The 15,850-nt window shown below is 63.0% G+C and carries 11 protein-coding genes and 1 pseudogene; 7 read left to right on the forward strand and 5 right to left on the reverse strand.

Annotation, left to right across the window (positions count from 1 at the left end):
* Positions 1-845 precede the first annotated feature (845 nt).
* Positions 846-1,892, forward strand: a complete 1,047-nt coding sequence (locus HH310_RS29745) for a bifunctional 2-polyprenyl-6-hydroxyphenol methylase/3-demethylubiquinol 3-O-methyltransferase UbiG (RefSeq protein WP_169179008.1) — start codon at positions 846-848, stop codon at positions 1,890-1,892.
* Between the two features lie 211 nt (positions 1,893-2,103).
* Entirely contained in the window at positions 2,104-3,558 is a 1,455-nt protein-coding gene (locus tag HH310_RS29750; protein WP_312034404.1) for a M20/M25/M40 family metallo-hydrolase, read from the forward strand.
* An 11-nt stretch (positions 3,559-3,569) separates the two neighbouring features.
* Here HH310_RS29750 and HH310_RS45880 read toward each other — a convergent pair whose 3' ends face one another.
* The 5 genes and pseudogenes from HH310_RS45880 to HH310_RS29770 form a co-directional block, all read right to left on the reverse strand.
* The gene (locus HH310_RS45880; protein WP_248294557.1) at positions 3,570-3,809 is read right to left on the reverse strand and encodes a hypothetical protein; all 240 of its coding nucleotides are present in this window, start codon (positions 3,807-3,809) and stop codon (positions 3,570-3,572) included.
* 21 nt (positions 3,810-3,830) lie between these two features.
* Positions 3,831-4,283: pseudogene (locus HH310_RS45885) on the reverse strand (hypothetical protein); the annotation flags it as partial.
* Positions 4,284-4,416: 133 nt separating this feature from the next.
* Positions 4,417-5,064, reverse strand: coding sequence for a sigma-70 family RNA polymerase sigma factor (locus HH310_RS29760; RefSeq protein WP_169179010.1), 648 nt, complete (start codon positions 5,062-5,064; stop codon positions 4,417-4,419).
* A gap of 1,149 nt (positions 5,065-6,213) precedes the next feature.
* Complete coding sequence (locus HH310_RS29765) at positions 6,214-6,738, reverse strand: GNAT family N-acetyltransferase (protein WP_169179011.1); 525 nt, start codon at positions 6,736-6,738, stop codon at positions 6,214-6,216.
* Between the two features lie 34 nt (positions 6,739-6,772).
* On the reverse strand, positions 6,773-7,825 hold the full coding sequence (locus HH310_RS29770) for a DUF4331 family protein (protein ID WP_169179012.1): 1,053 nt from the start codon (positions 7,823-7,825) through the stop codon (positions 6,773-6,775).
* 744 nt (positions 7,826-8,569) lie between these two features.
* On the opposite strand from HH310_RS29770, the gene HH310_RS29775 reads away from it, so the two are divergent.
* The 5 genes from HH310_RS29775 to HH310_RS29795 all read left to right on the forward strand — a co-directional run bounded on the left by HH310_RS29775 (position 8,570) and on the right by HH310_RS29795 (position 15,850).
* Entirely contained in the window at positions 8,570-9,394 is an 825-nt protein-coding gene (locus HH310_RS29775) for an SMP-30/gluconolactonase/LRE family protein (protein ID WP_211192778.1), read from the forward strand.
* A gap of 347 nt (positions 9,395-9,741) precedes the next feature.
* On the forward strand, positions 9,742-10,671 hold the full coding sequence (locus tag HH310_RS29780; RefSeq protein ID WP_169179013.1) for an NADP-dependent oxidoreductase: 930 nt from the start codon (positions 9,742-9,744) through the stop codon (positions 10,669-10,671).
* 77 nt (positions 10,672-10,748) lie between these two features.
* Positions 10,749-10,937, forward strand: coding sequence for a hypothetical protein (locus HH310_RS29785; RefSeq protein ID WP_169179014.1), 189 nt, complete (start codon positions 10,749-10,751; stop codon positions 10,935-10,937).
* A 186-nt stretch (positions 10,938-11,123) separates the two neighbouring features.
* Complete coding sequence (locus tag HH310_RS29790; protein ID WP_169179015.1) at positions 11,124-14,735, forward strand: DUF4132 domain-containing protein; 3,612 nt, start codon at positions 11,124-11,126, stop codon at positions 14,733-14,735.
* On the forward strand, positions 14,732-15,850 hold the full coding sequence (locus HH310_RS29795) for an AAA family ATPase (RefSeq protein ID WP_169179016.1): 1,119 nt from the start codon (positions 14,732-14,734) through the stop codon (positions 15,848-15,850). Before HH310_RS29790 ends, HH310_RS29795 begins: the two co-directional genes overlap by 4 nt.

Below are 15,850 nucleotides of genomic sequence, written 5' to 3' on the forward strand. Positions count from 1 at the left end.
CAGCTGCGCGAGTGGCTGCGCCGGCAGCCAGATCGCTGCCAACCCTGACCCGGATGTGGCGCAAGACTCCCGACCCGAACCTGACTATCAGAGTGTAGAGTTGGAGGCAGCGATCCCCACTGTCCAACGCGGAGCTGCTCATGGACGCATCGTCCAGTCGAGGAAACATACGAGGTGGCAGGGTTTGAGGACGCCTTCATTTACCCTGGCGACCAGACGATCTAGCGCCGTCGGCTGCCCTGACGCGAACCCATCGCGATGACCCGAGCAGGAAAGGCACGACGCCGTTCAATCCTCATCACCGGCGCAAGCTCGGGCATCGGTGCGGAACTAGCCCGGCGGTACGCGAGATGGGCGCGATGCGAGGAACACCCGGCCGTCTCACTGCGGACTCCGCGTCGAAAGCAGCTCTGTTGAATCTGACTGAAGGAATACGGGGGCGACCTCCTCCAGGAGTCAGGAATGCGCGTGACCGCGATTTACCTCGGGAGAGTCCGCACCGAACTGAACAACGTAGATGCTTTCATCTTGAGCGCGGAGAACGCTGGCGCTAAACTCGTAGCTGACACCGACCGCGAACGACCGAGGGCTATTGTTCCGTTCTGGCCCTAGGCGCCGTCAGCACTCCTCTCTGTTCGCCGTGGCAAAAATTGCCGACCCGAAGTAGCGTCTCGCAAGCGTCGGGCTATACCTGCGTGCCTATCCGTTAATTGGTGCGCAGACAGCGACGCACAGATCCTTTCGTACGCGTCTCGCGGGTTGGAAAAATTCATTGAAAAACGTGTTCCAGAGCACTTTCAGGGACGAGACTGAACAATTCTCGGACGCAAGGCGTTTACCTGGGCATGAAGTCCGATGTTTTGGCTCGAAGGTTGTTCGAGGAAACTCTTGGTGCGCTGGATCTATACTCAATCTATTTGGGTGATCAGCTCGGGTATTACCGGGCAATGACCGGCGGCGATTGGTTCAGCGCCGAGTCTTTGGCGCGGCGCACCGGGACGTCGGTGCGCTATACCGAGGAGTGGCTGAGCCAGCAGGCGGTGCGAGAGTTGGTTGAGGTGCAGGACGAACGGGCGCAGCCACGCCGATATCGGTTGCCGGCCGAGCATGTGCCGGTCCTCGCGGACCCGGACTCGATGATGGCCGTGATCGCGGGTGCCACAGACCTGGCCCGGATCGCGCGCCGGCTACCGGACTTGGTAACCGCTTATCGCACTGGGCAAGCGCCGCCGAGTATGCCGTGGGAGCCGGAAGGTCGCTCGGAGCAGAACCGAGCACAGTATCTGAACCTGCTGGGCAAGCAGTGGCTGCCGGCGATCCCTGAGATCGATGAGCGGCTGATGCGGGCGGGTGCAAGGGTAGCGGACATCGGTTGCGGTACGGGCTGGTCGAGTATCGCGATGGCCGAGGCGTATCCGCTGGTGTCGGTGGAGGGTATCGATCTGGACGCACAGGCGATCGCCGAGGCGGGCCGGCATGCACATGAGCACGGCTTGGCCGACCGAGTGCGTTTCAAGGCTGGGGATGCGGCGTCGCTGTCCAGCGAAGGCTACGACGTGGTGACGATCATTCAGGCGCTGCATGACATGTCGAACCCGGTGGAGGTGCTGCATGCGGTGCGGAAGTCTCTAGCAGGCGACGGGGTCGTTCTGGTGGTGGACTCGCACGTCGAGGAGGAGTTCTCGGTGCCAGGTACGCCGCAGGAACAGCTGAACTATGGAATCAGCCTGATGGTATGTCTGCCCGAGGCGATGGGTCCTGGGTCGGCGGCGACGGGCACGGTGATGCGACCGGGCACGTTGCGCCGATACGCAGCCAACGCGGGGTTTACTGAGGTGCGGATGTTGCCGATCGAGTCGCAGAAGTGGAACTTCTACCGGCTAACCGTCTAGCTCGCACCGCCAAAGGCCGGTTGTCCTTGACTCGTGAGAACGCGTACGGGTGCGGCGAGCCCAGGCCAGAGCCGCACCCGGGACCGGTCACACTCGCAGCGCCCAGAAGAAGGACTCCGCTGCAGAGCACTCGCGGGAAAACCCGCGATATCTGACTACTAGTTTGTATATCCAGGATCGACTACGCCGGCATTCGGAGCGAACGCAGTTCGTGAAACGCACGGCTGCAGAGGCTCCGGTAGACCTGCCGTTCCAGCTCCGCAACGACCCCCTCTCCTACTTGGAGGAACACGACGTGACTGAGGTTGCGCAACTGTGGAAGTCTGACGTCCTGCCAAGCCTGGCAGGACTGATCGAGATTCCGGCGATCTCGCCGGCGTACGACCCGTCATGGTCCGAGAACGGCCACCTGCTCCGCGCAGCCGAGCACATGCGCGACTGGATCAACGAACACGACGGTCTCATCGCTGAGGTCATCGCGCTTCCCGGGCGTACGCCGCTCGTGCTGGCCGAGGCGGCCGGTCCGCGTGACCGCGGCACAGTCGTGATCTATGGGCATCTGGACAAGCAGCCACCACTCGGCGGTTGGTCATCCGGTCTCGGCCCCTGGACGGCTGTGATTCGCGACGGCCGCCTTTACGGCCGCGGTGCGGCCGATAACGGCTACGCGGGATATGCCGCGGTCCTGGCCCTAGTCGAAAGCACAGCACATGCTCGCACCGTGCTGATACTCGAGACCGGCGAAGAATCCGGTAGCCCCGATCTGGAGCCGTATCTCACCGAGCTCGCTGACCGGCTCGGCGACGTAACGCTAATTGTCGGTCTGGACTCTGCCAGCCTCGATTACGACAGGATGTGGCTGACAACCTCGCTCCGCGGGGTGGTTCAGGCTTCGGTCACCGTCCGCGTCCTCGACACCCCGCTGCACTCGGGTGTCGGCAGCGGCATCGTGCCGAGCTCGTTCCGCATCATTCGCCAGCTGCTGGACCGGGTCGAAAATTCCAGGACCGGTGCGGTCACTATCCCGGAGATGAACGTGTCGATACCGGCTACCCGGCTCGACGAAGCGAGAATTCTCGCCACCCTGCGTCCCGGAGTAGGGGCCTCGTTCCCCCGTGCCGCGGCGACGCGGAGAGTCAGCGACAACGACGTCGAGCTCCTGCTAAACAACACCTGGAGGCCGACGCTCTCAATAGTCGGCGCCGCCGGCATGCCCGACCCCGCGGCAGCCGGTGCGGTACTACGCGCGGAGACTACCCTAGTCCTCAGCTTCCGTACGCCCCCGGGCGTTGACGCGGCAGCGGCCGGCGACGCCCTCACGGAGATACTGACCACCGACGTCCCGTACGGCGCCGTAGTCGAGGTTGCGAATTTCATGTTGATGGACGGGTGGGCCGCGCCGAGACAAGCATCGTGGCTGACGTCGGCACTCACGGATATCAGCGAGCGCGTATTCGGAAGACCAGGCGGAGCAGTCGGTATGGGCGGCAGCATTCCGCCTATCGCGATGCTGGCCCGGCGGTACCCATTGGCGCAGTTCGTCGTCACGGGCGCCGTCGGACTTGACTCGAACATGCACGGGCCAGACGAATCGCTGAACCTCGCCCACGCGTTCCGAGTGACCGACGCTCTGGCAATCGTGCTGACTGCGCACGCCAAGGGTTGAGAGAGTGCCTGTTATTCAGATGTCCACGAATCCAGCGCCATCGCGCGCTGCGCCTCCCTGGGGGTGGGCCATCGGCGAGCGGCGCTCGCGCCACCGGGACGATCGGTGGCTCGGGACCCCATCGCCTGCAGCGCCACCGTCAGCCGGGTCAAGTCAGCGCCGTGCAGGTTGTCCAGCACCACACGGCGCAGGCATTCGTGATAGGCAACCCTGCTGGTCTCCAGCATGCGCCGGCCAGCCGCGGTGAGCACGACATTATGCGAACGCCTGTCAGTTTCGGAAGGTTGACGTGCTGTAAGGCCAAGTTTAGTAAGCCGATCGACCAAGCGGGTAAGAGCACTTGCTGTCATCTGAGCCCCTCCCGCCAGGTCCGAGGGACGGACCCCTCGGAACGTGGAACCGGATACCGCGATCAAGACGCCATATTCGGAGACCTTCAGACCCGTCACACGCTCTACTTCAGCGTCGATGACACGGGGAAGGGCGGACAGCGCGCGGATAAACTCCCAGGAGGCCGCCTCCTCATCCGGAGTGAGCCCGGGGTCAGCAGGCTCCGGTTGGCGTTCATCGGTACTCAGCGTCTCAGACTCGCGTGCGTGAGTTGGTCCGTCAGCCCTTTCCCACAACGACTGCCTTGAAACGTCTATGTCCACATTTCTCATCATTCGGAGATCCTCATTCACCGGAACCATTCGCTTAGGAACCCATAGCCGGAGCCGGTCCATTGGCGGTGCCGATCACGGTGCACGCCGCGGTACGTAAAGCGCCGGACGTCCGTTACCGGGTACGCAGACTCACAACCATCGTTTTCACCACCGAAGCACCCGCAGGACCCGGCGTCCGTTTTCAGTCTTTCCGCTATCGCTTCGCCTTTCTGAACGCCTTGAGCGCATGATGTGTTCGCGATTTGACAGTGCCTATCGGGATACCGCGCTGGGCGGCAACCTGACTCATAGGCCAGCCGTACACGTACACTTCTACCAGCAGGGTCCGTTGATCGGACGTGAGCGCGTCCAATGCACCGAGAATTGTCTGAGCCGCGAGAACGATCTCCATCACGTCCTCATAAGACGCCGAGACGTTGTCCGTCAGTGCAACTTCCTGCGGGCGAACCCGTCGCCGTCGGTAGGCATCGACCGCGACGTGCCGGGCCACTGTGAGCAGCCATCGCCGCAGCTCATCATGGCCAGCCGGTAGCGAGTCAATGTGCCGCCAGGCCCTCAGCATTGTCTCCTGCAGGTGGTCTTCAGATTCGACTCGATCGCCGTCGGTCAGACGTAGCAAGAAAGAGAAAACTACAGCAGAATGTTCAGCGTGCAAATCGACCATCCGCCTCGAACGATCTGAATCACGTTGCACCAACTTCGATTCGCCGTATCGTTCGATTTCCACGAGTGCACCCTTTACAACGAGCCTGATCGGGCCAAGATGCGGCTTCCCGCCCCCATCCATTTGACCTTGGTAATAGACCGGCAGGCGAACATCGCTGACGTCACCTTTCGACATCGACCTTCGTCCGCAAGACGAGTGTTCAGTCCACGCTGCAAGAGGGACGGCACCTCGGCCCAGACAGCGGCCGAATTACGGCTGTCCTGCACGACAACCACCGGTTCTAAACCATTCGTCATAAACATTTTAGTCATTCACCCACACGGCGCAGGCGCAGGAGCTTGAGCCACATCCATTCCTGCGCCATCAGTTGAGCTACGTTCATCAACTCCCAGAAAGCGCCTGCATCGCGCATATCCCTCCGGCTCGTCAGTACACCGCATCCGGATGAGTGCTCCACGTAATCTTATCCACTGGCTACTAGAACATCAAGCCAGCGGCGGCGGTAGCGCGAAATTCGGCATGGAGACCCGTTAGGGGATCGCGATCACACTCAGGGCGGGATCACCGGCACACAGTGCGCATAGTTGCAACGCGCGCGAATATCCATCTCAGCAACGGATTCGCAGAGCCGTTCAAGCGTTTCGTCGCTCAGTTGCCGGTGCTTCTCGTGTCCGACCTCACCGGCAAAGTACTTTGCCGGTGAGCGTCGATTCGATGACCTTGTGCGCAGTCCCTCAAGCAGTTAGACCACAGTCACTGCCCTGTCTAACCGCTTCGCCCGCCTGGGACCTTCCAACAAACATTTATACCGCGAAGCCCCGTCAGCCACGCACCCTGCGAACGATTGCTGATTTCAGCAATGGCAGCGACCTGCTATCAAAGCGGAGCGATGGTTGACCAATACGCTCAGTCGGAACACATAGGTTTCGAACCACGTCGGCCGGCGAGCCGGCCCGAAGACCCAACGCGAATCCACAAAACCTCAGCCACAATCGGCCCCATCCGGCCAGACGTCGCCGTCGTCGAACGGGTGGCTGGGCACGCGACCCGGTTGCGTCGGTCTCGTACACGACCTTCCAGGCAGTGTGTGACATAGTTCGGGCGCCCCGAGGCTTGCCGCCAAGCGATATGGCTTACCGATCGGCATCGCTCGTGGCAACAAGGCATTACTGACCGCTCCGATCGCGGCGTGTACATCGCTGGTGCAAGTCCATCGCGTTCTACGCATACGTCAAACGCCAGCAGGCGTCGATGGTGGGTCCGAGCACCAGGGGTCGAGGGTTCTTCGAGCTGACCCGCACCTCGGGATCGTCATCCTGTGCGTTATGAGAGCTTCGTCAGGTCTTTGTGGTAGATGAGGTAATCGCATGGCGTGGCCAGCAACGGTTGCAGTGCGGGGTACGTCTCCTCAAGCCGTGCTGTCCGCACCTGCTGGTAACCGATGCGGACGTACCAGCTGCGGAGAAACTCCTTAGTCGGATGGCTCCAGGAACTGGGGACCAGGAGCTCCAGTTGCATCTGCAGCAGACCCTGACCACGGGCCCATCGTTCAACAAACGCGACGAGATCACGGCCGACTCCGATCCCGCGATGAACCGGATCCACCGCAAGCATACCGAATTCACCGAGCTCATCCGTGAGCCGTCGAATGCGAACCACCCCAACAATATTTGCGTCAAGGCGGGCCACCACGAGCTCCCTATTCTGGAGCGACCCACTGACCTCCATGACGTCGGTGCGTTTCGCACCGTCCAACCAGAGGCCCTTCTCCGCTTCGTCATAGACTCGGTTGACCAGCGAGGCGATGAGGGCTGGATCATCACCGGAGTCGGCAAAGTCGATCTTCATAGGCTCACCCACGTTTGATCCACGGCGCCAGGCGTCAATCGACGTCCAACAGGTACGGAAAGTCAGTCTTCGGTGGCCGAGCCACGGCATCTCTGTCGAGCCCGATGCTCAGCGGCGTGTTCGTGGCCAACGAGAACATGACGTCCGGAACATTGTCGACAAGGGACCGTCCGTTGATACCGAGAAAGCTGTACGAAGCAGCCGTACCCAGGGTGTAGGGCAACACATTCGGGAGGAAGCGCGCCGCGAAGGCCGCACCGTAAGCCCGAGGATCATCGACATTCCCATATGCCGACACAACGGCCGCAACGGCTTCGGTTACATGTTCGGCATAGTTCGTGACGTCGGCGACAGGTTTGGTGGCGTTGAGCCGATCACCGAGTTGCTCGTCGTGCTGGGCAAACAAGGGATGAATCATCGGATGCCCGGCCCGATTTATCGGGCGCCATCCGCCAGCGTCAGTGGCCAGACTCGTGAGGGCCCATGTGGTGAACCGCTGGTCGGCTGCGAGCAGCGGAGCGAGCAGCCCGTCCGGCACCTCGAGCACAATCGTGTAGACCGTGTGGCCGGCGAACGCGTTCGTCGCCAGAGCGGGCGTCCACTCTCCCAGCTCGAAACGGGTGCCGTGGGCGACGGCTTCGCCGGCCGCAGCAAGTACCACAGGATCGATCCAGAACGGATCGCCAGCCGGACCGGTCCAGACGCGTACACCATCCGGTCCATGCAGAGTTTCTCCGGTTCGACCTTGGAGAATCGTAGTTTCCACGTTGTCATCTGTGACGGACGCATCGATCGGATCCGGCGGTACGCGTAGCGTCAGTTGCTGCTCGCCAGACCCGTCCAGTGGGCCGAAAGTGAACCGGTAGACCAAGTTTTCCACGCTGTCGCCGTCGGTATCGATATTGAACTCGTACCGTGCGTCGGGGTGATACCCGGCCGGTGCCTGAACGCCGGTGACCTCGGTGGCGAGGGAATGGTTGACGTTCATCACGAAAACTGTGCCCTCATCACCGCGGAAGACGTACAAATCGGTGATGTCCAGGCGGGCGTCTTTACGAGCCTCTGGAGAATCCAGATGGTGTGACATCTATGCCTCCTAGCAGAAACCGCTCGTACCACCCGCACACCAGCGCCGGTGATATTGCTGCATGATGGTCAGGTCGATAGAGGCGCCTGCGCAGACTGCAACGCCGTCAACCGGATAGCAGCAGGTAGAGGCGCGAAACAGCATCGACAAAGCCAAGACGTAGTCAAGGTAGCTCCTGGCTATTAATCAATCAAGTCAGGATTCGTGTGACGGCGACCACCCATCGTCGGCGGCCCGAGAAGCGAAGCGGCGTCGACGGCATACCCCGCGAGGCTCTGCCTGGGAGGTTCTGCGTCGGACCGAACTCCGTGACAGTCTGCCGGAATACCAGTGCGCCTGGTCAGCGCCAACCCTCAGCATTGATTGACGGCCTATCGGCGTCGTCCCGGCATCTTTGCAGCCAATGGACGTTGCTGAGCATCACTGCCTCAGGACGCCAGTAACCGGCGGCACCATGATGGAAGCCACATTGATGTGCCCTCCCGAAAATGGGTTACTGACTGCGACAGTCCAGACGTACACCGCGCCTCGCGTGTGGAACCCCGCAGCCAAGGTGCGGCGGGCCGCGTGTTGCCTATGAAACACGCGGTTCAGTACGGTTCTCCATAGCGAGTCGTCGGCACGTGCCGATAGCTCCGACAGCCTGTTCCCAACGGCGCTCCGATCTTCTGGATGTGTTACGGCGGTGCGGAACAATGACCGCATGGTGGCAATCGCTCGTTCTCGACACCCGGGGTGAGTTAGATGGCAAGACTGCATGAAATCGCCAGTGGTTTCTCTTTTCTTGAGGGCGTACGGTGGCATGAGGATCGGTTGTTTGTCTCGGATGTGTATGCCAATAGCGTGATCTCGGCAACGCTTTCGGGCCGGGTAGATGTTGTCGCCGACGTACCGGGAATGCCCAGCGGGCTCGGTTGGCTCCCCGATGGCGAACTCCTCATCGTGTCGATGAAGGATCGGCGACTACTACGGCTGGCGCACGACGGATCCCTCAGCGAGCACGCAGACCTCTCCGGGTTTACGCCTTGGTTCATCAACGACATGTTCGTCGATCAAAGTGGCCGGGCTTATGTCGGCTGCGTCGGATACGACTTGATGGCCGGCGCCGAGCCTAAGCCGGCGGACCTGCTTTGCGTCGAGCCTGGTGGCTCGGCCCGAGTCGCCGCAGACGCTCTGGAGTTCCCGAACGGTATGGCGATGGTCCATGATGGCGCCACACTGCTGGTCGCTGAGACGGCCGGGCACAGAATCTCGGCCTTCTCCCCCATCGGCAACGAGGGCCTGTCCGACAGGCGAGAGTGGGCCTCGCTCAACGGTGTCGATCCTGACGGAATATGCGCCGCCTCCGACGGCACCGTCTGGGTCGCCGACTCGGCGCATCATCGCGTAGTGCGAGTAGAGCAGGGGCGAGGGGTCGTTCAAGAGATATCAACCGGCTCCCTGCACGCGTTCACGTGCGTGATGGGGGGCGCTCGCGGGGACACATTGTTCATCTGCGCCGCGCCGTCGTACCGCGAGGATGAGCGCCGCGGCACCCGCGACGCCGTCATCCTCGCGATCGACGTTTGACCATGGCATCCTCGAGCGACGGCTGCACCTGGGACAGCTTATCTATCGGCAACCGGGCTCCTAAGCATCAGGTGCTCGATGAGGCCCGGCGACGAGCGACCATGATGGAACAGGACCCCACGAGGCCGCGTCCTGAAACAGGTTCCGACGCGGGGCACAACCTCGACCAGACCTGGCACGTGACCACTCTTAATCACGCCCATCGAGGTGTTCGGGGCGTCGCTGTCGGACGCTGCATCGACATCCACGATGCACAGCGCCCGAGTCTGGCTACCAGGCATGGTAGTTAGAGTGAGGTACATTACAGGATCACTTCTAAATGAGGCCGTCAAGGTAGCGTTCTCACCATGAAGGCAATCGCTCTCGATGAGTTCGGCGACTACGACGTGATGAAGCTCCGCGAATTGCCTGATCCACTCGTACCAGGGGAATCGGTCCGCATTAGCGTCAAAGCCGTTGGGGTGAACCGGGTTGACTCGGTCATTCGCGCCGGGGATTTCAACGGCTATTTCCCTAGTCACGTGCCGCTGATCCCGGGCTGGGACGTTGCGGGTGTGATCGACACAGTCGGTGTCGGGGTCACCCGGTTCGAACCAGGTGATGAAGTAATGGCGTACGCGCAGAAAGACAGTTTGCAGTTCGGTACTTATGCCGAGCTGGTCACGGTGACCGAGGGAATCGTCGCGCGGAAGCCAGCCGCCCTGACTTTCGCCCAGGCCGGCAGCCTCCCCCTGGCCGGACTTACCGCTTGGCAGGCGTTGCAAGCCGTCGCTGTCGGTATCGGTGATGTCGTACTTGTGCACGCTGCGTCAGGGGGTGTGGGACATCTCGCCGTGCAGCTGGCCCGGACGCTCGGCGCGTCACGGGTGATCGGTACGGCCTCTATCAGGAACCATGATTTCCTTCGTAGCCTGGGCGTGGAGCCGGTCGAGTACGGTCCGGACCTCCCGTCCCGTCTCGCCGAGCTACTCGGCGGCGATGGCCGTGTGGATGCCGTGCTCGACCTGATGGGCGGTGAGGCGTTGAAGCAGTCCTTCTTGCTGGTTCGCAACCCGGTCCGCCTCGTTTCCGTGGTCGATCCGGCAGTGAAGGCACAGGGTGGCCGGTTCGTGTTTGCCCGCCCCGATGGTGTGGGTCTTGGCCGGTTGGCAGAGCTCGCCGACTTGGGCCGGCTGTGGCCGGAAGTAACCAAGGAACTTCCGCTCGAGCAGGCCGTCGAGGCTCAGCGCCTCGTCGACGACGGCCACACACGCGGGAAAATTGTGCTTATTCCCTGACTCGAATCATGGCCAATTGATAGCCATTGTTCAACGGCCATTACCTACAGACAGCGAATGGAAGATCGGTCTACACGATGACAGCCTACGAGCCATCGAGAGGCTTCCTCATGGTGTTCACCGCTCTGGATCTCGGTGAGACCTCCATGGTCATTACCGATGATGCCGCAGCCGCGGAATGGGCTCGACGTCACGGGTATCGCGTCATGCACACCGAACAGGACGGAATCTCCATCTACGAGATCCACCCCGGTGACTCTTACTGATCTCGTCGACCATCGCTCCCGAAACTGACGGATATGTACGTCACCGACGCCGACCCTCCAGATCGAAAATGTCCAAACGCTCAGTGATTCTGTTTGTTTGCCACGATAAGCACCTCACGGATGCGCTGTGAGTTCGGCCCCTGCCGCATCTTCGTCGCAGCGGCCGCTGTTGTAGAAGGTTGTCACATGCGTAGGTTCGAACTCGTCGAAGGTAGTGTCGCAAAGTTCTGGGAAATTTCGCGGAACCGCGCGCAGGTCACCGTGCGGTGGGGCCTGGCCGGTACCAGCGGTGAGTCAACGGTCAAGGTCCTCGATGATCCCGCCTCGGCCGCAGCCCACGAGACCAAGCTCGTGGCCGAGAAGACCGAGAACGGGTACGTCGAGACCCTGGCCGCTGCGCCGGTAGTATCTCAAGCCGGACCTTCGCAAGCACCCAGCTCCCCGAAGGTCGTTTCACGTGACGAAGACACATTCGTGCTCCCATCGGCGTGGTATCGCCACCGTTATGCCCGACGGGGCAGCGGCGGCTCCATCACCTTCACTGCCGAGCCCAATGCGCGCGCGCTGCTCGACAGGCAGATGACCGACACGGTCAACAAAGTCCTGCAGGCAGCGACCACCGACACCACCGTCGCTCGACAGGCCGTCGCATGGCTCGAGGGCAAGCCGGACGCCACACCGCTTGGGGCTGCCGCAGTCACTGTCACAAGTGAACTCGGGAACTGGATGATCCTCGACCAGCTCACGCATTTCGCGGACGTCTGGATCGCCGAGCATGGGCTGCGGTTCGCCGCCGAGGCTGCCACCGAGCTGATGACCCTCAAGGTCACCGACAACAACTTGCCACCGGAGGCGCACTACCACTATATGCAGGACAACCTTGGTGTCCGCCACATGCGAGCCGGCGAGTCCCGCGGGAATCACGCCATCGACCTCGCGGCAGAGATCACCCTGCGAATACGGCACGCGCTCGCCGCCGCATCCGATGACGACTATGCCGATGTGGTCGCCGCGCTGACGCCGTACCGGGCGGGTCATCCGTATGCGCGCGCAGCCACATCCGTGCTCGTGCCCAGTCAACGCGAATGGGTAGCGCGCGACATTGCTGACGCGGTCACCACTGGCGATCAATACCTCGCAGCATTCCTGACGGCGGCGACCGGCACCAAAGAGGAGTTGACGGAGCTGGTCCCGGTGGCGTCGCCGTGGTTCGTCTTCCGGTCCTTGCCCATTCTCACCACGATCGTCGATGCTGTCGGTACGGGCACGGCCGACGCGCTGTTCCACTGGCTAGGGCACCCCACGGCTGACGCGGATTCTCAGCGCCGGCTGCTGTCCATACTCGAGCGGCTACCTGGCGACGAGGTGATGCAAGGACTCATCGATCGGGCCGACCACAAGTACGTCATGCCCGCTCTGCTCAAGGCAACAGAGCGGCATCCGGTACGGGCGATGCGGCTGCTGTCCGAGTCCGCGTCGCAACGCTCGATCGCCGGCCTGCTCCAGGCTCACGTGCTGGCGCATCCCGCACTCGTCGACCAGGTACTTCCGGAACTTGAGCCGGAGGCAGCGAAGCGGATTCAGGCGATCATCGCGGATTCCTCATCGTTGCGCGTCGCGCCGCTGTCCGCCGTGCCGTCGCTGCTCGTCGATCCCCCATGGCGGCGCCCTGCGAAAACCAGGAGACCCGTGGTACTCGGGAATCTGGAATGCCATGAACCCGCGGCGATCGACTGGGCCGCCGGGGAACGCGACACATGGGCTCTTGTCCGGTTCGACCGAGGCCACCGAGACGACAGCGAGCCGTGGGAAAGCCGATGGCACCGCATTCAGGCGAATAACGCCCGCTGGTCGGAAGCACCGTCGTTCTTCATCGACGGCCCGGAAGCTTACGTTAGGCCACTGCTGGCCCACTGGAAACCCCGCGAAACCTGGATGGCCGACGACTGGTTGCGGATCATCGCCGCACGTTTCGGGCTCGACTCGCTACCCCTCGTGCTGACGATGGCGCGCAGCAGTCCAGCCGAGATAGGAAAGATCCTCGTACCTTTCTTCTCGACCGAGGTGGCCATGCTGATGGCCGAATGGCTCGCGCGACTAAAGACCGCGCGCGCGACCGCGCTGGCATGGCTGCTGCGGCACCCTGCTTCGGCGGCGCGTGCGCTCGTGCCCTCCGCCCTGGCCAAGAACGGCGTGCCGCGCCGGCAGGCCGAGAACGCGCTGCTCGCGTTGCACCACCACGGCCACAGCGACGCAGTGCGATCGGCGGCGCGCGAATACGGCACCGAGGCGGCCGTGGCCATCGACACGCTGCTGGACAGCGATCCAATCACGGTGCTGCCGATCAGGATGCCGGCATCACCCAGCTGGGTGACACCGGGCACGCTACCGCCGGTCAAGCTGCGTGACGGTTCCGGTGTGCTGCCTGGCGAGGCGGTGGCGAACCTGATCACGGTGCTGTCAATCGCACGACTCGACACGCCGTACGCCGGGATGGACGTCGTAAAGGCCGCGTGCGACCCGGCGAGCCTGTCCGAGTTCGGATGGGGCCTGTTCCAACGATGGCAGGTGTCCGGGTCACCGAGCAAGGACAACTGGATCCTCGACGCGCTCGGACACACCGGCAACGACGAAACTGTTCGCTTGCTCAGTCCGATGGTGCTCGCATGGCCGGGCGAGGGCGGCCATGCCAACGCGGTTTCCGGACTCAGCGCTCTGGCCGCGATCGGCACCGACGTCGCGCTGATGCATCTGCACGGTATCGCGCAACGGGCGAGGTTCAAAGCGCTCAAGACCGCCGCGCAGCAGAAGATGGACGAGGTCGCCGCCGGCCTGGGCCTGAACGTCGAACAGCTCGCCGACCGCCTCGTCCCCGACCTCGGGCTCGACGCCGGCGGCAACATGCGCCTGGACTACGGCCCGCGGCAGTTCACCGTCGGGTTCGACGAACGGTTGCGGCCGTTCGTCACCGACGTGGGCGGTAAACGTCTGAGGGCCTTGCCCAAACCGGGGGTGCGTGACGACGACGAGTTGGCACCTGCCGCGTATCGGAGGTTTACCAGTCTGAAGAAGGATGTTCGCACGATGGCGGACAGCCATATCCGGCGCCTCGAACGCGCGATGGTCACCGGCCGCCGCTGGACCGGTGCGGAGTTCCGCAGGTTGTTCGTTTCTCACCCGTTGATGTGGCACATCGTCCGCCGCTTGGTGTGGGGCCGGTACGACGTGTCCGGCACACTGATGGGAGCGCTGCGAGTGGCGGAGGACCGCAGCTTCGCCACGGTTGACGAGGACGAGACGACGGTCGCCGACGACGAGTCGGTAGGCGTGGCACACCCGCTCGATCTCGGTGACACTCTTCCGGACTGGGTCGCGGTATTCGCCGACTACGAGATCCTGCAACCTTTCCCCCAACTCGGCCGGCCGGTGTTCACGCTCACCCGGGAGGAGGCCTCAAGTAATCGACTTACCCGCTTCGAGGGCATCACTGTGCCGACTGGCCAGCTCCTCGGCCTCGAGCGCCGCGGCTGGCGGCGGGAGGCACCACAGGACGCCGGCGTTCAGGGCTGTATCGAGCTGCCCCTCGACGGTGGCCGCGAGGTGGTCATCGACCTCGATCCCGGCGTCGTGGTGGGTGTGATGGACCTCATCCCGGAGCAGACACTCGACCGCGTCTATGTGTGGACTGGCGACGGCACCCGCTCGGAGGATCGCAGCAAGGCTGCACTGGCTTTGAGCGAGCTCGACGCGATAACTGTTTCCGAAGTCATCCGTGAACTCACGGAGATCACCGCGTGAACGCCCATGCCGCGGTCGAGGTCGCCGCGTCTGCTACCGAGGTACAGCGGCCACCGGCCGAGCTTCGCTACGCCGACGAGCTGGCCCGGTTACGGGCCACGGACACCGGCGCACGGCCACCCGGCTGGGTGTTGAGCGTGCAGGCCGCGCGCAGCTTCGTCGTTGGCGATGACGCGCTCGGCGTCACCCGCAAGTTCGTCGGTGATCCGTCACTCATCGACCGCGCCCTGATCTCGCTTGCCACAAGCCGCGGCCTGATGCTGGTCGGCGAGCCCGGCACAGCGAAGTCGCTGCTGTCGGAGTTGCTTGCGACGGCAGTGAGCGGTGATTCGACGTTAACCATTCAGGGCGGCGCCGCGACCACGGAAGACCAGATCCGCTATTCGTGGAACTACGCGCTGCTGGTAGCCGATGGTCCGTCCACTCGGTCGCTGGTGCCGGCACCCCTTCTGCGTGGTATGGCCGACGGTCGCACCGTCCGCTTCGAGGAGATCACTCGATGCCCCATCGAGGTGCAGGACTGCCTGCTCTCGCCGCTGTCCGACCGGGTACTGGCGATCCCGGAGCTGAGCGGGCCAGACGCAACGGTGTTCGCCCGTGACGGTTTCAACATCATCGCCACCGCGAACACTCACGACCGCGGTGTCAATGACATGAGCTCGGCACTCAAGCGGCGCTTCAACTTCGAGACGGTGTTCCCGATCGCGGACTTCGCTACCGAGCTGGCGCTGGTCGCCGACGAGGCCGCCAAGCTGCTGCGGCGCTCAGGGGTCACCACCGAGCCGCGTCGTGACATCCTGGAGGTTCTGGTCACCACGTTCCGGGAGCTGCGCTCCGGGGAGACCGTGCGAGGCGACTCAATGGAGCGGCTGTCATCGGCGATGAGTACGGCGGAAGCGGTGTCCGTCGCGCATGCCGTCGGGTTGCGCGGGTGGTTTCTGCGCGGGGAACCGGGCAACGCCGAGGATGTGGTCGCTTGCCTGGCCGGCGCCGCGGCAAAGGACAACCCCGATGATCTCGCCAAGCTGCGCCGTTACCTGTCCCAGCAGGTCGCCTGGCGCGCCGGTGAGCAGTGGACCGCGTTGCACCAGGCCCGTCACATGCTGCCGGGCTGA

The sequence above is a fragment of the Actinoplanes sp. TBRC 11911 genome (genome assembly GCF_012933445.1).
In the GTDB taxonomy this organism is placed as follows: domain Bacteria; phylum Actinomycetota; class Actinomycetes; order Mycobacteriales; family Micromonosporaceae; genus Actinoplanes.

Coding starts and splice junctions, on each gene's coding strand:
- HH310_RS29785 (WP_169179014.1), top strand. CDS start 10,749: ATGACAGCCTACGAGCCATCGAGAGGCTTCCTCATGGTGTTCACCGCT.
- HH310_RS29745 (WP_169179008.1), top strand. CDS start 846: ATGAAGTCCGATGTTTTGGCTCGAAGGTTGTTCGAGGAAACTCTTGGT.
- HH310_RS29760 (WP_169179010.1), bottom strand. CDS start 5,064: ATGTCGAAAGGTGACGTCAGCGATGTTCGCCTGCCGGTCTATTACCAA.
- HH310_RS29770 (WP_169179012.1), bottom strand. CDS start 7,825: ATGTCACACCATCTGGATTCTCCAGAGGCTCGTAAAGACGCCCGCCTG.
- HH310_RS29765 (WP_169179011.1), bottom strand. CDS start 6,738: ATGAAGATCGACTTTGCCGACTCCGGTGATGATCCAGCCCTCATCGCC.
- HH310_RS29780 (WP_169179013.1), top strand. CDS start 9,742: ATGAAGGCAATCGCTCTCGATGAGTTCGGCGACTACGACGTGATGAAG.
- HH310_RS29790 (WP_169179015.1), top strand. CDS start 11,124: ATGCGTAGGTTCGAACTCGTCGAAGGTAGTGTCGCAAAGTTCTGGGAA.
- HH310_RS29775 (WP_211192778.1), top strand. CDS start 8,570: ATGGCAAGACTGCATGAAATCGCCAGTGGTTTCTCTTTTCTTGAGGGC.